Source organism: Krasilnikovia sp. MM14-A1004 (assembly GCF_047159485.1).
GTDB lineage: Bacteria > Actinomycetota > Actinomycetes > Mycobacteriales > Micromonosporaceae > Actinoplanes.
The window spans coordinates 1,992,023-2,014,287 of the sequence record NZ_AP038773.1 but is presented as its reverse complement, the minus strand read 5'-3'; the positions used below and the strand labels follow the sequence as shown (position 1 = coordinate 2,014,287).

At 72.3% G+C, this 22,265-nt stretch carries 18 protein-coding genes; 9 read left to right on the top strand and 9 right to left on the bottom strand.

The window, feature by feature from the left end; genetic code table 11:
- The first annotated feature begins 73 nt into the window (after positions 1 to 73).
- The 3 genes from ACMCNN_RS09185 to ACMCNN_RS09175 all read left to right on the top strand — a co-directional run bounded on the left by ACMCNN_RS09185 (position 74) and on the right by ACMCNN_RS09175 (position 2,789).
- Positions 74 to 1,483, top strand: coding sequence for a GH1 family beta-glucosidase (locus ACMCNN_RS09185; protein WP_412745758.1), 1,410 nt, complete (start codon positions 74 to 76; stop codon positions 1,481 to 1,483).
- Between the two features lie 98 nt (positions 1,484 to 1,581).
- Positions 1,582 to 1,929 (top strand): PadR family transcriptional regulator, encoded by a 348-nt coding sequence (locus ACMCNN_RS09180; protein ID WP_412745757.1) that lies wholly within the window; start codon positions 1,582 to 1,584, stop codon positions 1,927 to 1,929.
- The gene (locus ACMCNN_RS09175) at positions 1,926 to 2,789 is read left to right on the top strand and encodes a hypothetical protein (RefSeq protein ID WP_412745756.1); all 864 of its coding nucleotides are present in this window, start codon (positions 1,926 to 1,928) and stop codon (positions 2,787 to 2,789) included. Before ACMCNN_RS09180 ends, ACMCNN_RS09175 begins: the two co-directional genes overlap by 4 nt.
- A 51-nt stretch (positions 2,790 to 2,840) precedes the next feature.
- Here the strand turns inward: ACMCNN_RS09175 and ACMCNN_RS09170 are convergent, their stop codons facing one another.
- Complete coding sequence (locus ACMCNN_RS09170; protein ID WP_412745755.1) at positions 2,841 to 4,091, bottom strand: ROK family transcriptional regulator; 1,251 nt, start codon at positions 4,089 to 4,091, stop codon at positions 2,841 to 2,843.
- Positions 4,092 to 4,187: 96 nt separating this feature from the next.
- Between ACMCNN_RS09170 and ACMCNN_RS09165 the strand changes: the two genes are divergently transcribed.
- Positions 4,188 to 5,012: a class I SAM-dependent methyltransferase gene (locus ACMCNN_RS09165; protein ID WP_412745754.1), complete on the top strand. Its 825-nt coding sequence runs from the start codon at positions 4,188 to 4,190 to the stop codon at positions 5,010 to 5,012.
- Here ACMCNN_RS09165 and ACMCNN_RS09160 read toward each other — a convergent pair.
- Together ACMCNN_RS09160 and ACMCNN_RS09155 are read right to left on the bottom strand one after the other, a co-directional pair.
- The gene (locus tag ACMCNN_RS09160; protein WP_412745753.1) at positions 5,009 to 6,277 is read right to left on the bottom strand and encodes a M48 family metalloprotease; all 1,269 of its coding nucleotides are present in this window, start codon (positions 6,275 to 6,277) and stop codon (positions 5,009 to 5,011) included. The genes ACMCNN_RS09165 and ACMCNN_RS09160 overlap by 4 nt on opposite strands.
- 40 nt (positions 6,278 to 6,317) lie before the next feature.
- Positions 6,318 to 7,904, bottom strand: a complete 1,587-nt coding sequence (locus ACMCNN_RS09155) for a methyl-accepting chemotaxis protein (RefSeq protein ID WP_412745752.1) — start codon at positions 7,902 to 7,904, stop codon at positions 6,318 to 6,320.
- A 514-nt stretch (positions 7,905 to 8,418) separates the two neighbouring features.
- Here ACMCNN_RS09155 and ACMCNN_RS09150 point away from each other — a divergent pair.
- Positions 8,419 to 8,853, top strand: a complete 435-nt coding sequence (locus tag ACMCNN_RS09150) for a tyrosinase family oxidase copper chaperone (protein ID WP_412745751.1) — start codon at positions 8,419 to 8,421, stop codon at positions 8,851 to 8,853.
- Between the two features lie 40 nt (positions 8,854 to 8,893).
- A complete protein-coding gene (melC2, locus tag ACMCNN_RS09145) occupies positions 8,894 to 9,712 on the top strand; it encodes a tyrosinase MelC2 (RefSeq protein ID WP_412745750.1) in 819 nt (272 codons plus the stop codon).
- Between the two features lie 52 nt (positions 9,713 to 9,764).
- On the opposite strand, the gene ACMCNN_RS09140 is transcribed toward melC2, so the two are convergent.
- The 3 genes from ACMCNN_RS09140 to ACMCNN_RS09130 all read right to left on the bottom strand — a co-directional run bounded on the left by ACMCNN_RS09140 (position 9,765) and on the right by ACMCNN_RS09130 (position 15,131).
- Positions 9,765 to 12,287, bottom strand: a complete 2,523-nt coding sequence (locus ACMCNN_RS09140; RefSeq protein ID WP_412745749.1) for a DNA topoisomerase (ATP-hydrolyzing) subunit A — start codon at positions 12,285 to 12,287, stop codon at positions 9,765 to 9,767.
- Between the two features lie 28 nt (positions 12,288 to 12,315).
- Positions 12,316 to 14,373 (bottom strand): DNA gyrase/topoisomerase IV subunit B, encoded by a 2,058-nt coding sequence (locus ACMCNN_RS09135; protein WP_412745748.1) that lies wholly within the window; start codon positions 14,371 to 14,373, stop codon positions 12,316 to 12,318.
- Positions 14,374 to 14,519: 146 nt separating this feature from the next.
- Positions 14,520 to 15,131: an adenylate/guanylate cyclase domain-containing protein gene (locus ACMCNN_RS09130; RefSeq protein WP_412745747.1), complete on the bottom strand. Its 612-nt coding sequence runs from the start codon at positions 15,129 to 15,131 to the stop codon at positions 14,520 to 14,522.
- Positions 15,132 to 15,305: 174 nt separating this feature from the next.
- Here ACMCNN_RS09130 and ACMCNN_RS09125 point away from each other — a divergent pair, with 174 nt between their 5' ends.
- Positions 15,306 to 18,125: an ATP-binding protein gene (locus ACMCNN_RS09125; RefSeq protein WP_412745746.1), complete on the top strand. Its 2,820-nt coding sequence runs from the start codon at positions 15,306 to 15,308 to the stop codon at positions 18,123 to 18,125.
- Between the two features lie 168 nt (positions 18,126 to 18,293).
- Positions 18,294 to 19,064, top strand: coding sequence for a DUF5995 family protein (locus ACMCNN_RS09120; protein WP_412745745.1), 771 nt, complete (start codon positions 18,294 to 18,296; stop codon positions 19,062 to 19,064).
- Positions 19,065 to 19,187: 123 nt separating this feature from the next.
- Here the strand turns inward: ACMCNN_RS09120 and ACMCNN_RS09115 are convergent, their stop codons facing one another.
- The 3 genes from ACMCNN_RS09115 to ACMCNN_RS09105 are packed head-to-tail and all read right to left on the bottom strand — an operon-like array spanning position 19,188 to position 21,782.
- Positions 19,188 to 19,712, bottom strand: coding sequence for a hypothetical protein (locus tag ACMCNN_RS09115; RefSeq protein WP_412745744.1), 525 nt, complete (start codon positions 19,710 to 19,712; stop codon positions 19,188 to 19,190).
- Positions 19,713 to 19,747: 35 nt separating this feature from the next.
- Positions 19,748 to 21,100 (bottom strand): ATP-binding protein, encoded by a 1,353-nt coding sequence (locus ACMCNN_RS09110; protein WP_412745743.1) that lies wholly within the window; start codon positions 21,098 to 21,100, stop codon positions 19,748 to 19,750.
- Positions 21,093 to 21,782 (bottom strand): response regulator transcription factor, encoded by a 690-nt coding sequence (locus ACMCNN_RS09105; protein ID WP_412745742.1) that lies wholly within the window; start codon positions 21,780 to 21,782, stop codon positions 21,093 to 21,095. Before ACMCNN_RS09105 ends, ACMCNN_RS09110 begins: the two co-directional genes overlap by 8 nt.
- A 107-nt stretch (positions 21,783 to 21,889) precedes the next feature.
- Between ACMCNN_RS09105 and ACMCNN_RS09100 the strand changes: the two genes are divergently transcribed.
- Entirely contained in the window at positions 21,890 to 22,261 is a 372-nt protein-coding gene (locus ACMCNN_RS09100) for a VOC family protein (protein ID WP_412745741.1), read from the top strand.
- Positions 22,262 to 22,265: the final 4 nt, after the last annotated feature.

The window sequence follows — 22,265 nt, the reverse complement described above, 5'->3', positions numbered from 1 at the left end:
GTGCGGTCCGTCGGTCCATCGCCGAACCGGCCAGCACCGCTCACCGCCGGCCACCCACACGCTCAGGAGAAGCATGAACCCCACCGCCACCACCCCCGCCCCCAGCCTGCTGCTGCCCACCGACACGACGTTTCCCCCGTCGTTCAAGTGGGGCGTGGCCACCTCGTCGTACCAGATCGAGGGCGCCGTCGACGAGGACGGCCGCCTGCCGTCCATCTGGGACACCTTCTGCCGCGTACCCGGCGCGGTGACCGGCGGCGACCACGGCGACGTCGCTTGCGACCACTACCACCGGATGCCCGAGGACGTGGCGCTGATCAAGAGCCTCGGCGTCGACACGTACCGGTTCTCGGTGGCCTGGCCCCGGGTCCAGCCGCACGGCCGGGGCCCGGTCAACGCGGCCGGGCTCGCTTTCTACGACCGCCTCGTCGACGAGCTGCTGGCGGCCGGCATCGACCCGTGGGTCACGCTGTACCACTGGGACCTGCCGCAGGAGCTGGAGGACGCGGGCGGCTGGCCGGTGCGGGACACCGCGTACCGCTTCGCCGACTACGCGATGCTGGTGTTCGACCGGCTCAGCGACCGGGTCGACACGTTCACCACGCTCAACGAGCCGTGGTGCTCGGCCTGGCTCGGCTACCACACAGGGGAGCACGCGCCCGGTCGGCGCGAGCCCGCCGCCGCCATGGCCGCGACCCATCACCTGCTGCTCGGCCACGGCCTCGCGACCCAGCGGATGCGCGCGGCCGCGACGCGCCCGCTGACGCTGGGCATCACCCTCAACATGGGTACGGCCGACGCCGCCACGGACAGCCCCGCCGACCGGGACGCGGCCCGCCGCGCCGACGGGATGGGCACGCGGCTCTACATGGACCCCCTGCGCAGGGGCGAGTACCCCGCCGACATCGTGGCCGACCTGGCGGAGAACGGCATCACGCTGCCGGTCCGGGACGGTGACTTGGAGATCATCTCGACGCCGTTCGAGGTGCTCGGGGTGAACTTCTACTTCGGGCAGGACTTCAGCGGCACGGACGAGCACGGCAACACCCGCGACGCCGACGGGTCGCCGATCGTGCGGCCCGTGCTGCCGGACGGGTCGCGCACCGGGATGGACTGGCCGATCACGCCGGAGCGCTTCACCCAGCTCCTGGTCCGGTTGCACGAGGACTACCCCGGCCTGGCGATGGTCGTCACCGAGAACGGGGCGGCGTTCCACGACGAGGCGGACGCGGACGGGTTCGTGCGCGACGACGGGCGTACCGCGTACCTGGCCGAGCACATCGCGGCGGTGGCGCACGCCCGGACGCAGGGCGCGGACGTGCGCGGCTACTTCGCCTGGTCGCTGATGGACAACTTCGAGTGGGCGTACGGGTACGCGCAGCGCTTCGGCATCGTCCACGTCGACTACGAGACCCAGAAGCGCACCCCCAAGCAGAGCGCCCTGTGGTACCGGGACGCGATCACGCGCCTGCGCCAGCCCTGATCGGCACGACCCGTGGTGTTCCACTCCGGTGGAACACCACGGTCGTTTGTATATGCAGCGTATTTACATATGTAGTTGATCGTCATACAGTGACGGCCATGACGACGCGCATGCGCGAACCGAGCTACTTCATCCTGGCATCACTGCAGGACGAGGCCCTGCACGGCTACGCGATCCTCACGCAAGCGGCCACCCTGTCGCAGAACCGGGTCCGGCTGGCCACCGGCACGCTGTACGCCGCCCTCGACCGCCTGACCGGGGAGGGCCTCATCGAGGTCGTCCGCGAGGAGACCGTCAACGGGCGCGCGCGGCGGTACTACGCGCTGACCCCGGACGGCCGGACGGCACTGCGGGAGGAGGCCGAGGCGCTCAGTCACGCCGCCCGCGTGGTGACCGACCGCGCGGTCGCCCGTACCCGGCTGCGTCCGGCGGGAGGCACGGCATGACGAGCCTGGAACGGTCGTACGGGCGCCTGCTGCGCCTCTATCCCGCCGAGTACCGGCGGGCCCGCGGCGCCGAGATGCTCGACGTCCTGTTGTCGGCGGCCGAGCCCGGGCGCAGCCGCCCCGCCCTGCGCGAGCAGTGGGCACTCGCCGTCGGGGCCCTGCGGATCCGTGCCAGGGCGGTCGGCCGCCGCACGACGTGGGGGTCGTGGCAGATCGCGCTGCGGGCGGCGGCGCTGACCCTGCTGCTCGGCTGCGTGCCCTATCTGGGTCGCGACGCGTTCGACTCGACCGTCAGCGGCCGGCCACTGGCCGCCGCGATGGTGGCGCTGCTGGTCACGGCGGCGGTGCTGGCCTGGCGGGGGCGGTTCCTGCTGGCGGCGCTCGCGACGGCGCTCGCGGCCGGCCTGGACGCGGAGGTCATCGGCGCCGGGCGGAACTGGCGCTTCGCCGTCTATCTCCTGCCCGCCGTCGCGTTCCTCATCGCGCTGGCGCGGCGCGGGCCCGTCCCCGCCCGGCCGACGCTGCTGGCGGTGCTGCTGCCCCTGGTCCTGCTGCCGCAGGTACCGGGATACCTCGCCTACTGGACCCTGGCCGGCAGCGCCGTGACGTTCCCGCTCGCCACGGTCCTGTTCCTCGCGGCGCCGGCCGTCGCCGTCGCGTGGTCCATCGTGGATGAACGGGTCACGCTCGCCTACGGGCTGCACCACCTGGGCCTGTTCGTCTTCATCGTGACCGCACCCCGGGTGGTGTACGGCTTCGATCCCGGTCCGCTACCGCTCTGGGAGCTGACGTGGGTCACGTTTCCGATCGTGGCCGCCGGCCTGGCAGCGGTGCTGGCCACCCGCAGGGCCCGGGTCTGAGTTCCCGGTGCCGCCGCCCGGTCCCGGCCGGGCGGCGGCGCCGCGCCGTGGTCAGGTGCGGGTGCGGCCGACCGGGCGGCGGGGGGCCGCCCGCGACGCGCCCGCCCCGGCCGCGGCGGGCAGGCCACCGTCGGCCAGCAGGCGGGCGACCGGCAGGGTGGCCGCACCCATCGCGACCGCGTCCGGGCCGAGCTGACAGACCTCGATCCGGGTCTTCGAGTACGGCTGACGCAGGGCGTTTCGTGCCGCCGCCGCCCGGATGTCCGACAGGAAACGCTCTCCCAATGCCAAGCCGGTCCGGCCGCCCAGCACGATGCGCTCCGGGTTGAACAGGTTGACCAGTCCCGCGATCCCCGCGCCCAGGTAGCCGACCGTCTCCGCGACGACCTGCGCCACCGGCGGCGGCAACGGGTGGTCACCGGCCAGCAGCCGGGTCAGCAGCATCGGGTCGGCGGGCTCGCCGGTCGCCTCCGCGAGACGACGGATCACCCGGTCCGCCCCGATGTACGCCTCCAGGCAGCCGCGCGCCCCGCACCGGCAGCGCTCGCCGTCGTACACCAGCGTGGTGTGTCCCCACTCCCCCGCGCTGCTGTGCGCGCCTCGGTAGTTGCGGCCGTCCATCACGACCGCCGCGCCCACCCCGGTGCCCACCAGGACGATGACGGCGTGCCGGGCGCCCCGGCCGGCGCCGAACCACATCTCGGCCTGCCCGACGGTCTTGGCGCCGTTCTCCACGAACACGGGGACGTCGGTGGCGGCGCGCAGCATCGCGCCCAGCGGCACCCCGTCCCAGCCGGTGGTCTGGGCGTACACCATCGCCTCGCCGCTGGAGTCGACCACGCCGGCGACGCCGACGCCGTAACCGAGCACCTCGTCGGGGGCGATACCGGCCTGCTCGACCACCGCGTCCAGGCCCTCGACCAGTTTGGCGACCACGAGCTGCGGGTCGCGACCGCGCTCGCCGAGTTCGTACGACGCCACGCCGAGGCGGGACATCGCCAGGTCGTACAGCTCCACCAGCACCCGGGTGTCGCCGACGTCGGCGCCCACCACGTACCCGAAACCGGGGGCCACCCGCAGCAGGGCGCGCGGGCGCCCGCCGTCGGAGCCGACCAGGCCCGCCTCCTCGACCAGGCCCTCCTCGATCATCTCGCCGATCAGGTTGCTGACGCTGGCCTGGCTCAGTGCGGTGGTGTCGCCGAGCTGCTGGCGGCTCTGCCGGCCGCCGTGGAACAGGTCCGTGAGCAGACTGGCCCGGTTGGCCCGGCGCACATCCCGCACCGTCGTACGCCTGGTCTCCACCTGCGCACCACCCCCGCATTCACGTTTCCGACACCCCACGGTAGCGCCCACCGGGATGTCCGCGAGTACCCCTGACCTGCAGTACGGTCAAGGCTCATGACCGACTACCGCGACGTGAACCGGGCCAACTGGGACGAGCGGGCAGACGCGCACGCCGCCTCGGCGGACTACGGTCTGGCCGCGTTCGAGGCGGATCCCGGCCATCTGAGCAGGGTCGTCCGCTTCGATCTGCCGCTGCTCGGCGACATCGCCGGGCTGCGCGGGGTGCACCTGCAGTGCCACATCGGCACGGACACGCTGTCGCTGGCCCGGCTCGGCGCCACCATGACCGGGCTGGACTTCTCCTCCCGGTCCCTGGCGCGGGCGCGCCGCCTCGCCGAACGCGCGGGCCCACCGGTGGAGTTCGTCGAGTCGGACGTGTACGCCGCCCCCGACGTGCTCGGCCGCCACGGCTTCGACCTCGTGTACACCGGCATCGGGGCGCTGTGCTGGCTGCCGGACGTGCACCGCTGGGCGCAGACCGTGGCGGCGCTGCTGCGCCCCGGCGGGCGGCTGTTCCTGCGGGAGGGACATCCGGTGCTGTGGGCGCTGGACTACGAGCGCGACGACGACCTGCTCGTGCTGTCGGAGCCGTACTTCGAGACGGAGCGGCCGCAGGTCTACGACGAACCCGGCACGTACGTCGACACCGACGTCGAGTTCACCCACACAGTGACGCACGAGTGGAACCACGGCCTCGGGGAGATCGTGACCGCGGTGCTGGCGGCGGGGCTGACCGTGACCGGGCTGGTGGAGCATCGCAGCGTGCCGTGGGAGGCGCTGCCGGGGCGGATGCGCCGCGACGACGCGGGCGAGTGGCAGCTCACCGACTCACCCGAGCGCCTGCCGCACACGTACACGTTGCAGGCCGTCCGGTCCTAGTGCCGCCAGGGCGCGGCGTCGAGCATCGTGCGGTGCATCGCCTCGGCGTACGGGGCGATCTCCTGTTCGATACGCGCGGACTCCGCCTCGTTGGGCACGACGGTCGCCTCCTGCACCGGTTGCCCGCTCAGCCACTGGTGCCGCCGGCCGGGTGCGGGATGCGAGGCGAACAGCGACACCCTCGTACGGATGGAGAGCTGCCGCCAGGCCGAGGCGGTCTCCGCCTCGCGGTCCTGCACCACGCGCAGGAACCCACGCCATTTCGTGGCCGCCTCCCCCTCGGGCACATGGGAGTTCGTCACGTAGTGGGTTACTGACGGCAGCATGGCCAGCACGTCGAGCGTCTCCAGTGCCGCGGTGGTGCCGGCCGCCCGCGCCGACATCGCGTCGGCCCGCAGCTCGACCCGCCGGTCGTCACCCTTCGCCAGCGTGTTCAAGCCGACGTGTACGCCCCACAACAGCCAGGAGACCGTGCCGCCGACGAGGTGGATGAGCAGCCGGATCGGCGGCGTGAGGGTGCCGTTCTCCAGCAGCCGGGGGTGTGGTCTGACCATGTTCGACAGCCTGCCGAACGTGGTGCGGGCCGGCTGGGTGAGCAGCGCCCGCCGGTTGTCGTCGTACTTCAGGTGGCCGAGTTCGTGTCCGATCAGCGCCACGACCTGCTGCGGCCGCAGCGCCAGCAGCAGGGGAACGCCGAGCACCAGTACCCGCCTGCGGCGCAGCCCGACCGTGGCCACCCCGGCGCTGAAAGCGGAGTCGAGGATCACCACGTCGGGCGCGGGCACGTCCAGGCTCGCGGCGACGCGGTCGATCAGCCCGTGGACCGCCGGCGCATCGCCCGGCTCGATCCGGTAGCCGTGCTCGAGCAGCGGTTTCAACCGGCCGAACCGTGGCCGGAACGCCGCGCCCACGCCGAGCACTACCAGGCCGAGCAGGACGAGCAGGAACGAGTCGTGCACCGCGATGAGCCAGGCGCCGGTCACGAACGCGGCGACGACCACCGCCATCAGCAGAGCCGAGACCGCCAGGAGCGCGCGGTGCGGGCCACGGGTGACGGGAGTATCAGCGGTGGACAGCGCCAGCAGCAGGTCCGAACGGAATCCGGCACGGTGCTGCGCGCGGCCGATCCGCCGCCCCATCCGGCCCTGGCTCGGGTCGGGCAGGAACAGATCGAGGTTCCACTCGCAGGATCCGCACCAGGGCTCCGCCTCGGGCAGCGACGTCAGCGCCGTGCCGCAGGCCGGGCACTCAGTTTCCACGATCACGCCAGGACGCTGGTCGGCGCCGCACCGGTCGGCTACTCACTCAGTAGCGGAACCGGGCGACCAGGCCGCGCAGTTCGTCGGCCATCTGGGCGAGTTCCCGGGCGGTCTGCTGCGACTCGGCGGCGTCGCGGCTGGTGGTCGTGGTGACGTCGGCGACCCCGGCGATGTTGCCGGCGATCTCGCCGCTGGCACCGGCCGCCTGGGCCACGCTGCGGCTGATCTCGGCGGCGGTCGCGCGCTGCTGCTCGACGGCGGCCGCGATCATCGACTGGAACTCGTTGACCCGCGCGATGACGTCGGTGATCGAGTCGATGGCCTCGACCGCCGACGCCGCGTCGGCCTGGATCGCCTCGACCCGCTGCACGATGTCCTCTGTCGCCCGGGAGGTGTCCTGGGCCAGGTCCTTGACCTCTCCGGCCACCACGGCGAATCCCTTGCCGGCCTCGCCGGCCCGGGCCGCCTCGATGGTGGCGTTGAGCGCCAGCAGGTTGGTCTGCTCGGCGATCGAGGTGATCACCTTGACCACGTTGCCGATCTCGGCGGACGACTCGCCGAGCCGGGACATGATCTGCCCGGTCGACTGGGCGCTGGTCACGGCGTCGGCGGCCACCCGCGCGGCCTCGCTGGTGTTCTGGGCGATCTCGCCGATGGACGAGCCCATCTCGTCGGTGCCGGTGGCGACCTGGCTGACGCTGTCGGAGACCTGGGAGGCCGAGCCGGAGACGACGGTCGCCTGGCCGTGCACCTCGTCGACCGAGGTGGCGATGCGCGAGGCGACCGTGGACATGGTGGTGGCCGAGGAGGCGACGGTGTCGGCCGAGCCGGCCAGCGCGCGCACGGTCTCCCGGACACTGCCGATCGCGGTGTTCAGCATGCCGGCCATGCGGCCGAGCTCGTCGCGGGAGGACACGTCGGTCTCGCGGGTCAGGTCGCCGTCGGCCATGGCGCGCAGCACCCGGCTGACCGCGCCGAGGGGACCCAGGATGCTCCGGGCCACCAGCACACCGATCAGCGCCAGCAGGGCCACCCCCACGACGGTGACCGTGCCCAGCATCCAGATCGCCGTGTGACGCTGCGCGCCGACGGCCGTGGAGGCAGCGGACGAACGCGCCTGCAGGCCGTCGGACACGGCGGGCAGATCCTGCTCGATCGCCGAGAACGCGTCCTGGAACGCCGCCAGCGTGTCCGGCTTGGCATGGTCGGTGAGCGCCACCTCGACGGTCTTGCGGGCCAGGTCGAGGTAGGTGTCGACCTCGGGCACGACCTTGGCGGCGGCGGTCCGGATCTCGGGGAACATGTCGGCCGCGGTGAAGCTGCGTACGCCGTCGCGCAGGATCGCCGAGTGCTCCTGCAGGTCGGCGCGGATCTCGTCGGCCTCGTCGCCGCCGGTGCTCAGCAGCGCCCGCTGGACGTCGCCGCGGACGGCGTCGTGGGCCATGTCGGATTCCAGTGACACCCGGGACAGCCGGGCCACCCGGTTCAGCTCCCGTGCCTTGTCGCCCGCCTTCTCCAGGGAGGTCAGGCCCGCGAGGGCGACACCGACCAGCGCGACGAGGCCGACGGCGACCAGCGCGGCGAGTTTGGTCCGCACCGACCGGTCCGCGACCCATCTGGCAAGTGTGCTCATCGTCGACCCCCGTGGAAGAAAGCTCCTGTCATTGGAGCTATCGCCCGGGGCCCGGGGTCCGCTTAGGGGTGATCGCTGCATTCTCACCTGGAGAGACGGTCAGCCCTCCCGGCGGGGCCGATCGCGCTCCGGGTCGGGTGATGAGACCGGCGTCGGCGGGTGACATCGGACGCGGGGCGTGAGAGCTTGCTCACCAGCCGCTTAGGTCCCAGTCGAAACAACCACGGTCCGTCACATCAGCGCATTGCTATATGTCGTTGGGATTACCACCGCGACCGGCGCACCAGCGCCGCAGCGCGCCGATGCGTGACTCGGCAGGCAACCTGCCGCACACGCCGCCCGACGGCACCGCCGAGGGGCTGGTTTGCTCATCCAAGATCGCCGTTGCTAGCTTCCAAGCCGCTTGCTCTGCCGAAGATTCGACGGAAGATCATCGAAATAGCTGATGATTCGATGCCTGTCTCGCACTTCTTCCGAAGATCTTCGACAACCGTCATCTTTTGGGGGAAGACACGTGACCACGATCAACCGTCGTGAGCTGCTCAAGCTCGCGACCGCCGGCACGGTGGCGGTCGGCACCGGCGCCCTGGCCGTCCAGGTCCTCACCGAGGGCGGCTCGCAGGCCGCACCCGCGCGGGACCCCGAGGCCAACGCGCCCGCCGGCGAACGCTTCGCCGAGGTCTACAAGGGCCGTCGCATCGAGGGCACGACGGTCGCCGCCGCGGCCCCGCGTGCCGCCCGCAGCCTGGCCGCCGCACCGGCCGCTCCGGCCACGCCCGATCTGCTCATCGACGGCGTCCCGCTGCACGTCATGGTCAACGGGGACGGCACGTACACCAGCGTCGTGAACCACTACCAGACCTTCCGCTCGCTGCGCGAGGTCGCCCGGGCAGCGGTCGACGAGCTCGACGGCGCCACGCTCGTCCCCGTCCACGTTCACCACAGCTGATCGCCGCCGACCACCCATATCGAAAGGCCGACCCACCACCATGGGCGTACGCAAGAACCAGGCCAAGCTCACCACCGATGAGAAGGGCTACTTCGTCAACGCCGTGCTCGAACTCAAGAAGCGCGGCCGCTATGACGAGTTCGTCCGCACGCACAACAAGTTCATCCTCGGCGACACCGACAACGGCAAGCGGACCGGACACCGCTCCCCGTCGTTCCTGCCGTGGCACCGCCAGTTCCTGCTCGACTTCGAGCGGGCCCTGCAGGCCATCGACCCCAGGGTGAACCTGCCCTACTGGGACTGGACCGACCGCGACGCCAGCAAGACGCCGTTCACCAAGGACTTCCTCGGCGGCGACGGGCGCTCCTCCGACAACCAGGTCACCGACGGACCGTTCGCGTTCAGTGGCGGCAAGTGGACCATCAGCGTGAGCGGCGACAGCCGCAAGTTCCTGCGCCGCGAGCTCGGCGCCAGCCAGCAGCCGCTGCCGAGCGCCAGCGACGTGCGCTCCGTGCTGGGCCAGAACACGTACGACGTCTCGCCGTGGAACAGCACGTCCAGCAGCGGGTTCCGCAACCTGATCGAGGGCTGGCGCGGGCCGAACCTGCACAACCGCGTGCACGTCTGGGTCGGCGGCGACATGACCTCCGGCACCTCGCCCAACGACCCGGTCTTCTGGCTGCACCACTGCCACATCGACAAGCTGTGGGCCGACTGGCAGAAGGCCCACCCGTCGTCGAGCTACCTGCCCACCCAGGCCACCACCAACGTCGTCGCCCTCAACGGCACGATGGAGCCGTGGGGGAACGTCACCCCGGCGGACATGCTCGACCACACCAAGTGGTACACGTACGAATGAGATAGCAAACGCGCCGCGGTGGCTTCGGCCGCCGCGGCGCGCTGCTTTCCGGTCAGTCCCGTTCGATCAGGTGCCCGACGATCTGCGGGCCCATCATGACCGCCTCACCGGAACCGTCGCGGCGGTTGTCCGGCTCCGGCAGCTCCACCGGGTCGCCCGTGGCGGAGGAACCCACCGGCCGCGGCCCCACCCAGGCCACCGCCAGCCGCGACTCCCCCTTCAGGAACCGCTGCACCCGCACGCCGCCGGTCGCCCGGCCCTTCGCCGGGTACTGCGCGAACGGCGTCACCTTGACCTGATGCCCCGTCGAGGTCACCACCATCGGCTCACCGTGCTCCGGATCGTCGGTGTGCAGCGCATGGAACGCGATCACCTCGGCGCCCGCGGCCAGGTTCACCCCGGCCATGCCACCGCCCTTGAGGCCCTGCGGGCGCACCAGTTTCGCCCCGAACCGCAGCAGCGCCGCGTCCGACGTGACGAACACCAGCGCCTCGCCGCCGTCGGTGAGCCACGTGGCGTTGAGCACCTCGTCGCCCTCCTTGAGCGTGATCACCTCGAACTCGTCCGACCGCACCGGCCACTCCGGCGCGCACACCTTCACCACCCCGTGCTTGGTGCCCAGGGCGATGCCCGGCGAGCCCTCCGCGCCCAGCGGCGCCAGCCCGACCACCCGCTCCCCCGGCTCCAGCGGCACCAGCTCCGAGGCGGACATGCCGCCGCGCAGCGACACCGTCCCGGACTGCTCCGGCAGCACCGGCAGCGGCAGCACGTCGGTCTTGAAGGCCCGGCCCCGGCTCGTCACCAGCAGCACCCGGCCGCGAGCGGTGGAGTGCACCACGGAACGGACCGCGTCGTGCTTGACCCGGCCGCTGCGGCGGCGCGCCTCCACCGACTCCTCGCTCTCCGCCGCGGTACGGGCGATCAGCCCGGTGGCGGACAGGATCACCTGGCACGGATCGTCGGCGACCTCCAGCGGCCCGGCCGGCACGGACGCCGCCAGCACCTCCTTGAGGTCCCCGCCGATCAGCGTGGTGCGGCGCGCCTGCGCGTACTCGCTCGCCACGGCGGCCAGCTCGTCCGAGACCACCTGCCGCAGCACGGCGTCGTCGTCCAGGATGCGCGACAGCTCGGCGATCTCCGTACGCAGCCGCTCCTGCTCGGTCTCCAGCTCGATCCGGTCGAAGCGGGTGAGCCGGCGCAACGGAGTGTCCAGGATGTACGTCGCCTGGATGTCGCTGAGCCCGAACTCGCTGATCAGCCCCGCCTTGGCCGCCGCCGCGTCGTCGCTGCCCCGAATCAGGGCCACCACCCGGTCGATGTCGATCAGCGCGATGAGCAGGCCGTCCACCAGGTGCAGCCGGTCCTGCCGCTTGGTACGCCGGTGCGTCGTGCGCCGGGTCACCACCTCGTAGCGGTGCGCCAGGAACACCTCGAGCAGTTCCTTGAGGCCCAGCGTGCGCGGCTGCCCGTCGACCAGCACCAGATTGTTGATGCCGAACGAGCTCTCCAGCGGGGTCAGCCGGTACAGGTCGGCCAGCAGCGCCTGCGGGTTGACCCCGACCTTGCACTCGATGACCAGCCGGGTGCCGTGCTCCCGGTCGGTGAGGTCCTTGACGTCCGCGATGCCCTGCAACCGGGGCGCCTGCCGCTGGCCCTTGCGCGGGCCCGAGACGATCAGCTTGCCCTTCACCTCGTCGGTGATCGCCTCGATGATCTTCTCGCCGCCGATGCCGTACGGCAGCTCGGTGACCGTGATCGCCTGGCGCCCCCGGCCGCCCTCCAGCGGCCCGGTCTGCGCCCGCGCCCGCATCCGCACCACGCCACGCCCCGTCTCGTACGCGCGGCGCACCTCGTCCAGCCCCAGCAGCTGCCCGCCCGTGGGCAGGTCGGGACCGGGCACGATCCGCATCAGCGTGTCCAGGTCGGCATCCGGGTCGGTGATCAGATACCGGGCGGCAGCCACCACCTCGCCGAGGTTGTGCGGGATCATGTTGGTCGCCATCCCGACCGCGATGCCCGAGGTGCCGTTGACCAGTAGGTTCGGGAAGGCGGCGGGCAACACCTTCGGCTCCTGCTCGGAGCCGTCGTAGTTCGCCTTGAAGTCGACGGTGCCCTCGCCCAGCTCACCGACCAGCAGCATCGCCTCGGGCGACAGCCGCGACTCGGTGTACCGCTCGGCGGCCGGGCCGTCGTCGGGCGAACCGAAGTTGCCGTGCCCGTCGATCAGCGGGTTGTTGAGCGAGAAGTCCTGCGCCAGCCGGACCAGGGCGTCGTAGATCGCCAGGTTGCCGTGCGGGTGGAAGCGGCCCATCACGTCGCCGGTGATCCGCGCCGACTTCACGTACGGCCGATCGGGGCGGTGGCCCTGGTCGTACATCGAGTAGAGGATGCGGCGGTGCACCGGCTTGAGGCCGTCGCGCGCGTCGGGCAGCGCCCGCGAGTGGATCACCGAGTACGCGTACTCCAGATAGGAGTCCTCGACCTCGGTGGTCAGCGGATTGTCGATGACGCGGGCGCCCGCCTGGTCGAACGCGGACGGGTCCACGCGCGACTGCTCGGCCTTGCGGCGTGCCATGTACTGCCGTCTCCTTCCGGTACGCCGCTCAGGCGTCGATGGTCTCCTCGTCGATCCGGCCGGACGACTCGATCAGCCAGTTCCGGCGCGGTTCGACGCGCTCGCCCATGAGCAGTTCGAGGGTCTCCTCGGCCCGCTCGGCGTCGTCCAGCGTGATCCGCCGGACCGCCCGCGTCGCGGGGTTCATCGTGGTGTCCCACAGTTCGTCGGCGTTCATCTCACCGAGGCCCTTGAACCGGGGCACCGGCTTCTGCACCTGCCGCCCGCGTTTCTCCAGCCCGGCGACGGTCGATTCCATCTCCTGCTGGGTGTAGGTGTAGAGCGTCTCGGAGTTGCGGCCCTTGGTGACGATCTTGTGCAGCGGAGGCATGGCCGCGTACAGCCGGCCCGCCTCGATCACCGGGCGCATGTACCGGGCGAACAGCGTGATCAGCAGCGTCCGGATGTGCGAGCCGTCCACATCGGCGTCCGCCATGATCATGACGCGGCCGTAGCGCATGGCCGACAGGTCGAACGTACGCCCGGACCCCGCGCCGAGCACCTGCACGATCGCCGAGCATTCGGCGTTGTCGAGCACCTGCTGCAGGCTGGCCTTCTGGACGTTGAGGATCTTGCCGCGGATGGGCAGTAATGCCTGATATTCACTGGAACGCGCCATACGCGCGGTTCCTAACGCGGAGTCCCCTTCGACGATGTATACCTCACTTCGGGCGATTCCGGTAGACCGGCAGTCGACCAATTTCGGAGGCATCGAAGCGCCCTCGAGGGCGGTCTTGCGCCGCGCCGCGTCCTTCTGCTGCTTCTGGGTCAGCCGCACCCGGGCCGCGTCGACGATCTTCTGCAGCACCGTACGGGCCTCGGCCTTGGTGCGCCGCCCGTCCAGCCACTCCTTGATGTGCGCCTCGACCAGACCCTGCAGCACCCGCGTGATCCCCGCCGTGGACAGCTCGTCCTTGGTCTGGGAGGTGAACTGCGGCTCCGGGATGCGCACGTGGATGACCGCGGTCATGCCCTCCAGCAGGTCGTCCAGGACGGGCGGGTCCTCCTTGGGCTTGAGCAGCCCGCGGGCGTTGCGGATCGCCTCGGTGAGCGCCCGGACCAGGGCCCGTTCGAAGCCCTTGCGGTGGGTGCCGCCGTGCATGTTGCGGATCGTGTTGGTGAAGCACTCGACCGTCCGGTCGTAGCCCGTGCCCCAGCGGAAGGCGATCTCGACCTCGGCGCGCCGCTCCACGTTGGACTGCATCACGCCGTTGGCGTCGGCGGCGTTCTCCTTGTACGTCCCCTCGCCGGCGACCAGCAGGATGCCGGAGACCGGCTTGTCACCCGGCGGGGCGAGGAACTCCACCATGTCGGTGAGCCCGTTCGGGTAGTGGAACGTCTCGTTGGTGGGCTCGGGGCGGGTCTCGTCGCGCAGGGAGTAGGTGACGCCGGGGACGAGGAACGCGGTGTTGCGCAGCTTGGCCCGCACGGACTCCACGTCGAGGCGGGCGGCGCCCTCGAAGTAGCGGGGGTCGTACCAGTAGCGCACGGACGTGCCGCCGGCCTCGCCGCGCTTCATCTTGCGCACCATGCGCAGCCCCGACTCGCGGTGGAACTTCGCGTCCGGGCCGGGGCCGTCGAAGACGCCCGGCACGCCACGGTGGAAGGACATCTCGTGGACCTTGCCGCCGCGCTTGACCGTGACGTCGAGCCGCAGGGAGAGCGCGTTGACCGCGGACGCGCCGACGCCGTGCAGGCCGCCGGAGGTCTTGTAGCCCGAGCCGCCGAACTTGCCGCCGGCGTGCAGGCGGGTGAGCACGAGCTCGACGCCGGTGAGGCCGGACTTGGCGTTGACGTCGGTGGGGATGCCGCGGCCGTCGTCGTCGACCTGCACCGAGCCGTCGGCGTGCAGGGTGACCTCGACCGTGGTGGCGTGGCCGGCGACGCCCTCGTCGGTGGCGTTGTCGATGATCTCGTTGGCGAGGTGGTTGATGCCCCGGCTGTCGGTCGAGCCGATGTACATGCCCGGGCGCTTGCGCACCGCGTCGAGGCCCTCAAGGTGCGTGAGGTCGTCGGCCCCGTACAAGGTCTCCGGTTGCGCAGTCACGAGGTGGTACTCCCGAGCGAGGTGGCGATCGACCCGGCGAGCCTACCGGTCACCTCCGACGAGATTGCGGAGATGAGCGGAGCCCGCCGGGTCGCGCCCGGGCACAAGACGGACAAACGCCGTCAGGGCGTGAGCGATGACACCCCTCAGGCGGCGGCCAGGGCGCATTCCGCGGGCCGTGCGGCGGGGCTCAGGGCCCGCCACAGCTCGACCGGGTACGGCCGTCCGGCGATCGCCATGGGGGGCAGTTCCTGGTAGGCGATCAGCGTGTCGGTGACTCGCCGCGTCTGCGCGCACACCACGACGGTGTCGTACGGGGCGTAGGTCTGCAGGCGCGACGCGGTGACGACCACCCGGCCGCTGACCATGCCCTGCCCGCCATCGCGGGCCGCGTCGAGATCCACGATCACCTCGCCGGTGGCGACGCCGACGCGGGTCCGTACGGTGAACCGCCCGCCCAGCAGGCGCCCCCGCAGCGCCTTCTGGACGGCCAGCCCGGCACGCACCGCGTCGTTCGCGGCGGCCGTGGGATCGCCGTCGACGCCGAAGACCGCCAGCACCGCGTCGCCCACGAACTTCTCCACCACGCCGCCGAACTGGCGCACCACGGTCGAAACCTGGGCGAAGTAGTCCATTTGCAGCGCCCGTACCTCTGCGCAGTCGAGTTCCTCCACCAGGGAGGTGTAGCCGACGATGTCGATGAACATGACCGTGACGTGCTGCCGACGGCAGCGGGCTGGGATCGTCACGACGCTCATGGCCACCTCGTTTCCCCTCGGTCGTGTTGGTGTCCTCACGCTGCCAGCCGGGCGTTTCGCAGGGATCCGCAGAACGACGTATCTCTGACACAGCCATCGACGGTCAGTTTTGTGACGCAGAACAGTCCGAACCGACGAGAACGTGCTACCCCCTTTCGGTTTAGGCTGCCGGGCATGGCCAGCGAGGGGGACGAGGCGCCACTTGTCGGGCGCGCGGCCACACTGGCTGAGTTGCGTTCCGATCTTTCGGACGTCGGCCCGGCCGGCACGGCCGCGGTCTTCGTGACCGGTGAGAGCGGCGTCGGCAAGAGCCGGCTGCTGCAGGAGACCGCCGACGCGATGCGTGCGGCGGGTGCCGCCGTACTCTCCGGGACCTGCCTCGACATCGGTGACGCCTCCCCGCTGCACCCCGTGCTGCAGGCCCTGCGCCGCTGCGGCTCGGCGCCGGAGGCGCCGACCGGCGGGCCGCCGGACGACGCCGGCGCCCTGCTGGAGTGGGTGTCGCAGCGGCTGCGCGCGGTCGCGGGCGACCGGCCGCTGCTGCTCGTCCTGGACGACCTGCAGTGGGCCGACCGCAGCACCCGGCAGCTGCTGCTCTACCTGCTGGCCGGGCTGGGCGAGGTGAACCTGTCCGTGCTGGCCGCGGTGCGGGCCGAGTCGCTGCAGGGCGCGCACCCGCTGCGCCGGGTGCTCGCGGAGCTGCGGCGCCTGCGTTCGGTACGGGTGCTCGACCTGGCCCCGCTCGATCACGACGGCACCCGGGAACTGGTCCGGGCCATCGCGGGTGAGCAGGTGGCGGCGGAGGACGCCGAGCGGGTCTTCAAGCGCAGCGGCGGTAACCCGTTCGTGGCCGAGGAGCTGGCGCGGGACCTGCGCGACGGCCGGGCCGAGCTGTCCGACACGCTGCGGGAGATCTTCCTGGCCCGGGTGGACGAGCTGCCCAAGCACGCGCACGCCGTGGTGCACGCGATCGCCGCCGGGGTGGAGCCGGTGGAGCATCCGGTGCTGGCCCGCGTGGTCCAGCTGGGCGACGACGAGCTGCTGGAGGCGGTCCGGGCCGCGGTCGCGCACCGGTTCGTGCTCGGCGAGGCCGAGGGGTACCGCCTGCGGCACCGGCTGGTCGCCGAGGTGCTGGAGCAGGAGGTGCTGCCGGCCGAGCGGGCCGCCCTGCACCGCCGGTACGCCGAGGCCCTCGAAGCCGACCCGGGCGCGGCCGACCACGCCGCGCTGGCGCACCACTGGCAGCAGGCGGGCGAGCCGCTGCGGGCGCTGCCGGCCGTGGTGGCGGCGGCCCGCGACGCGGAGCGGCTGTACGGCTTCTCCGAGGCCCACCGGTACTGGACGGTGGCGCTGGAGCTGGCCGGCGAGGGCACCCCGGAGATCGGCCGGACGGAGCTGCTGTCCCACGCGGCCGAGTCGGCGTATCAGTGCGGGGAGCACGCGCTGGCCCTGACCCGGCTGGAGGAGCTGGCCGGCCGCGCGGACGCGCCGGGCGCCTGCACGCTGCACCTGCGCCGGGCCCGGTACCTCGCGGCGGCGGGCCGCACCGCCACCGCCGAGACCGAGTACGAGCAGGCCCTCGCGCTGTCCGACTGCACCCCGCGGGAGAAGGCCAGCGCCGCCGCACACCTGGCCGAACTCCTGCTGCACCTGGGCCGGTACGCCGATGCCAACGCCCGCGCCCGCGAGGCGCTGGAGCTGGCGGAGCTGGACGGCGCCACCGCCGACCTGGTCCGGGCCAGCGCGGCGCTCGGCTTCAGCTCGGCGTTCCGGGAGGACCCGGACGCGGGACTGGCGGTGATCCGGCACGCGGTCGAGATCGCGGAACGCTCCGGGCACCCCGACGACATGGGTGTCGCGTACCTGCACCTGGCCGAGCTGCTCACCGGGCCGCTGAACAACCTGGAGGAGGGTGTGCTGGTGGCCCGCCGGGGTGCGGAGAAGCTGGCCGCGCTCGGGGTGGGGCGTACGTACCAGACGCGGCTGCTGGCGATCGCCGCGAACGGGCTGTTCCGGGTGGGCCAGTGGGCGGAGGCGGACCGGGTGCTGGCCGACGCGATGCGGCACCGCCCGTCCGGCGCCGACGCGGTGGAGCTGCTGCTGGCCCGGTGCCGGCTGTGGGTGGGCTTCGGCGACGAGGAGGCCGCCGACCGGGACCTGGACGCCATCGCCACGATGCTGGCCGGTGGCGGGGCCCGGCACGTGCTGCCGATGCTGACGTTGCGGGCCGGGCTGGCGATGTGGCGGGGCCGGCACGCGGAGGCGCGCGCCGCGGTGCAGCGCGGGCTCACCGAGACCCGCTCGGACGACCTGGTGCTGCTCGGCGTACTGGCCTGGCACGGTCTGCGGGCCGAGGCGGAGGCGCACGCGTCCGGTGACATCCCCGTGGACTCCGGCGTGGTGCGCCGGCTGAAGGTCGTCGTGGACCGGATGGGTCAGGGCGCGGGCGACGCCGCGGCCCCGGTCCGGGCCGTCATCGACGGGTACGTGGAGCTGTGCGCGGCCGAACTGAGCCGCCTGGAGGACCGGCCGGACCCGGAGCCGTGGGCGCGCGCCGCCGCCACCTGGGACCGGCGCAAGCAGCCCTACCCGGCCGCGTACGCACGGCTGCGGCAGGCCGAGGCGGCGCTGGCCCGCAAGTCCCGCCGGGCCGTCGCGGTGACCGCGTTGCGGCAGGCGTTCGAGACCGCGCAGGCGATGGGCGCGCGGCCGTTCGCGGCCGAGATCAGCGCCCTCGCTGTTCGCGCCCGGGTGCCGCTGACCAGCGACGAGACGGTCGAGGTGGGTCCGGCGCCGTCGGACGAGCTGGGTGTGCTGACCGAGCGCGAGCGTGAGGTGCTGGCGGCGGTGGCCGAGGGCCTGACCAACAAGGAGATCGGTGTCCGGCTGTTCATCAGCGAACGGACGGTCGGCGTCCATGTGGGGCACATCTTCGACAAGCTGCAGGTACGTACGCGGGTACAGGCCAGCCGGGTGTTCCTGCGCGCGGCGTGACCTTCCTGTGACCTGCGTACTTCAAATACGTCGTTCTACGGATCCCCGTACGTATCCCGGCTGGAAGGCTGTGGGCACGGGGGAGCACCGCCCGGTGACATGGTCTCCATGGTCGCCGGGCGGTGCTAGGGGGCCCCGGGACCTGACTCACGCGCGTGGAGGAAACCGATGACGGAGTCGGTCTGGGGACCCGTGCACGACGACATGACCGCGCTGCTGAGCGGCCATCCGGACGACGTGCCCGCCGTCGTGGATCACCTCACCAAGCTGCAGGACATCCTGGAACGGGTGCCGCCGCTGCTGGACAGCAACCCCCTCGCCGACTTCAACCGGCTGTACCTGAAGATCACCACGTCCGTGCTCGAACGGCTCTACGCCGGACGGTTCGCCGATCCCGCGTTCCTGGCCCGGCTGGACGTGGAGTTCGCGGCCCGCTACTTCGACGCGCTGCGCCAGTTCGGCGACGGCAGCACGTGCTGCCCCCGCGCCTGGGGTGTGCTGCTGCGCCGGGTCGACGGGCCGGACTGCCGCCCGCTGCCGTCGGCGGCCGCGGGGGTCAACGCGCACATCAACTTCGACCTCCCGTTCGCGCTGGTCACCACGTTCGACCACCTGGGCAGCGACCCGATCGACGACAGCGACCAGCACCGCGACTACCTGCAGATCAACGAGATCTTCGCGGAGAACATCCCGTCGCTGCGCCGGGGCTACCTGGAGCGCTGGCAGCTGCTCATCGACACCATGAACGGTGACCTCGACGACTGGTGGCAGGGCGAGCTGATCGAGTACACCCGCGACGTGGCCTGGCGCAACGCGCAGAAGCTGTGGGCCGTACGCCACGATCTGCCTTCCCTGGCGGCCGAGCGCGACCGGCTCGACCACAACGCGGCCAGCCTGGGCCGCCTGCTGCTGTCCCCGCTGGGGGCCTTCCTGCAGTGACCCGGGCCCGCGCGGCGTGTGGCAGCGCTCGCGGCCCTCACCGCGCGCTGTGCACTCGCTCATGCCGGGGAGGACGCGGGCCCGGGTCACTCGGCCCGGCGCCGCTGCGCGCCGGGCCGTGGCCTACTTGATCGCGATGAGCCGGGCCGTGGCGGTGTCGCCGTCCTTGAGGCCCGCGACGCCGACCTGCACGCCGGTCTTGATCGCGGAGGCCTCGGCGGGCTTGCGGTCCTGCACCACCTTCAGCTTGTCGGCGAAGCTCCAGGTCTGCGCGAAGCCGTCCGTGGACTTCACTGTCACGCCGTCCGCGCTGGCGGCGGTGACCGTGCCGCGCTGCACGATGACGGTCTTCACGCCGTTCTTTGTCTGCACGGTCACCTCGCCGTGCAGGGTGTTCTTCTTCAGGAAGCGGCGGCCGGTGCCCTGGCCCGGCCCGCGCTTCTTCGGGCCCGTGGAGGCGGCGGTCGACGGCGTCGAGTCGTCCTCCAGGCCGGTCTCGAATCCGACCTGGGCCAGCACCGTCGCCTCGTCGGAGACGTCCGCGGCGGCCGTGGCGGGGGTGGCCGGTCCGGCGCCGCAGGCGGTGAGGCCGAACAGGCCGGCCAGCGAGAGGGTGGTGACGGTCAGGGCGATCCGGGTACGTGTCATGGAGATGATCTTTCCCGCGCCGTGCTCGGGACTCGTCAGCCTTGTGTTCGGGCCGGGTAAGGAAGCTCGACGGTGAACCGGGCGCCGCCCTCGGCGGCGTGCCCGGCCTCGATGGTGCCGCCGAGCCGGGCCACCAGCCGCGCGGCCAGGGCCAGGCCGAGCCCGCTGCCGACCTTGCGGATGCCCCGGTAGCGCTGGTGCAACGCCCCCCGCTGGAACGCCACGGCGAGGTCGTCGTCGGTGAAGCCGGGTCCGCCGTCGCGGACCTCGACCACCCCGCCGGTGGCGGCGGCGCGGGCCGCCAGCACCAGCGGCGCACCCGGCGGGACGATGCGCAGCGCGTTCTCGCAGAGCCCGTCCAGGACCTGCCGGATCCGGCCGGGATCGGTGTGTACGACGATCGGCTCGGCCGGCGCCTCGACGAGCAGCCGCGGCCCGTCCGGGACGCAGCGCGGCGCCCACGCGTCGGCGGCCGCCCGCACCAGTTCCGCGAGGTCCACCTCGACCACGTCGATCGGCAGGTCGGCCGCCTCCAGCCGGGACAGCACGAGCAGGTCGGCGATGAGCCGGTCCAGCCGTTCCGCCTCGGCCAGCATGGTGGCACCGGCCCTCGGCGCGCCGTCGGCACCGACCACCCCGTCGGCCAGCGCCTCGGCGTAGCCGCGGATCGTGGCCAGCGGCGTACGCAGCTCGTGCGACACCGACAGCAGGAAGTCGCGTTCCCGGCCCTCGCTGGTCTCCAGCGCTGCGGCGAGCTGGTTGAACGCACCGGCCAGCTCGGTCGCCTCGGCGGGCGGGCGCACCGACAGCCGCACCGTGCGCTCCCCCGCCGCCAGCTGGACGGCGGCCGCCGCGGCCTGCCGGATCGGGCGCGCGATGAACCGGGCCAGCAGCGCACCGGCCAGCACCCCGCAGGCCAGCCCGGCCAGCAGGGCCAGCCAGATTCCCCGCAGCACCCGGGCGGCGGTGCCGGTGACCGGGCGGGTGAGCACCACGCCCGCGTTGTTGCCCTTCAACGGGCGGCCCGCGATCAGCATGGCCCTGCCCCCGACGACGCCCGTCTTGTCCACTTCCGAGCCGTTCGCCACCTGCTGGACCACCGCCGGAGGCAGCCCGGGCGTGTCCGCGACGCCACGGCGGATCAGGTACACCCGGACGCCGTCCTCGCGCAGCTGGCTCACGATCTTTTCCCGGGCCGCCGGGCGCTCGGTGCGCAGCAACTCGACCGCGACGGCACTCTTCTCCTGGAGGTCCACCCGGGCCGCGTTGTTGGCGGTGCGCACCGCGATCGGCACCGCCACGATGGCCGTGACGATCACCGCGACGACCGCCGTGGCCGCGGTGACCAGGACGACCCGCCCCGCCAGGGTCCGGAAGAAGTCACGCATCGGCGGTGTAGCCGACGCCGCGGACCGTGCGGATCAGGTGGGCGGCGTCGCCGAGCTTCGCGCGGACCTGCGCGACGTGCACGTCGACCGTGCGGGTGCCCGCGTGCGAGGCGTACCCCCACACGCTGGCCAGCAGCTCCTCGCGGGTGAACACCCGGCCGGGGCGGCCCAGCAGGTGCCCGAGCAGGTCGAACTCCGTGGGGGTCAGCGCCAGCCGGCTGCCGTCGACGGTGACCTGGCGGCGGGCCGGGTCCAGGGTCACCGGGCCCAGGGTGCGTACCGGGGTGTCCGGCGGGCCCGCCGCGCGGCGCAGCAGCCCCTTGACCCGGGCGACCAGCTCGCGCGGGCTGAACGGCTTGGTGACGTAGTCGTCGCCGCCCATCTCCAGGCCGAGGATGCGGTCGATCTCGTCGTCACGGGCGGTGAGGAAGATGACGGGGGTCCAGTCGCCGTCGGCGCGCAGCCGGCGGCAGATCTCGGTGCCCTCCATGCCCGGCAGCGCGATGTCCAGCACGCAGACGACAGGGCGCAGCCGGCGCGCGGCGGCCAGCCCGGCGGCGCCGTCGTGCTCCACGTGCACGCCGAAGCCGTCGCGGGACAGGTACATCCGGACGAGGTCGGCGATCGGGCGCTCGTCCTCGACGACGAGCACCAACCCCTTGCCGGCCTGCGATTCGGTCACGGACCCATCATGCCGGGCGGGCTCACGCGGCGGTGTTCGGGCAACGTAAGGGCGGCCCTTCGGCTCGGCATCATCATAGGCTGACGACATTCGTAGGGAGGCAGCTCATGGACACAGTCGTCCATTTCGAGGTCCCGTTCGACGACGCCGAGCGGGCGACCACCTTCTACCGCGAGGCGTTCGGCTGGAAGCTCGACTCGATGCCCGACTTCGCGTACACCATGGTGACCACCACGGCGACCGACGAGCGGGGGCGGCCCAGCGAGCCGGGCGGGATCAACGGCGGCATGCTCCAGCGGGGCTCGATCACCTCGCCGGTGATCACGATCAACGTCGAGGACATCGACGACGCCCTGGCCAGGATCGAGCGGCTGGGCGGCCGGGTGGCCATCGGGCGGCAACCCGTCGGCGGGATGGGCTTCAGCGCGTACGTGCGCGACACCGAGGGCAACCTGATCGGCCTCTGGCAGAACGCCTGATCAT

Bases quoted from the DNA above. Each gene is read 5' to 3' on its own strand.
- ACMCNN_RS09185 (WP_412745758.1), top strand. From the start codon at position 74: ATGAACCCCACCGCCACCACCCCCGCCCCCAGCCTGCTGCTGCCCACC.
- ACMCNN_RS09180 (WP_412745757.1), top strand. From the start codon at position 1,582: ATGACGACGCGCATGCGCGAACCGAGCTACTTCATCCTGGCATCACTG.
- ACMCNN_RS09175 (WP_412745756.1), top strand. From the start codon at position 1,926: ATGACGAGCCTGGAACGGTCGTACGGGCGCCTGCTGCGCCTCTATCCC.
- ACMCNN_RS09165 (WP_412745754.1), top strand. From the start codon at position 4,188: ATGACCGACTACCGCGACGTGAACCGGGCCAACTGGGACGAGCGGGCA.
- ACMCNN_RS09155 (WP_412745752.1), bottom strand. From the start codon at position 7,904: ATGAGCACACTTGCCAGATGGGTCGCGGACCGGTCGGTGCGGACCAAA.
- melC2 (WP_412745750.1), top strand. From the start codon at position 8,894: ATGGGCGTACGCAAGAACCAGGCCAAGCTCACCACCGATGAGAAGGGC.
- ACMCNN_RS09140 (WP_412745749.1), bottom strand. From the start codon at position 12,287: ATGGCACGCCGCAAGGCCGAGCAGTCGCGCGTGGACCCGTCCGCGTTC.
- ACMCNN_RS09130 (WP_412745747.1), bottom strand. From the start codon at position 15,131: ATGAGCGTCGTGACGATCCCAGCCCGCTGCCGTCGGCAGCACGTCACG.
- ACMCNN_RS09125 (WP_412745746.1), top strand. From the start codon at position 15,306: ATGGCCAGCGAGGGGGACGAGGCGCCACTTGTCGGGCGCGCGGCCACA.
- ACMCNN_RS09120 (WP_412745745.1), top strand. From the start codon at position 18,294: ATGACGGAGTCGGTCTGGGGACCCGTGCACGACGACATGACCGCGCTG.
- ACMCNN_RS09115 (WP_412745744.1), bottom strand. From the start codon at position 19,712: ATGACACGTACCCGGATCGCCCTGACCGTCACCACCCTCTCGCTGGCC.
- ACMCNN_RS09110 (WP_412745743.1), bottom strand. From the start codon at position 21,100: ATGCGTGACTTCTTCCGGACCCTGGCGGGGCGGGTCGTCCTGGTCACC.
- ACMCNN_RS09100 (WP_412745741.1), top strand. From the start codon at position 21,890: ATGGACACAGTCGTCCATTTCGAGGTCCCGTTCGACGACGCCGAGCGG.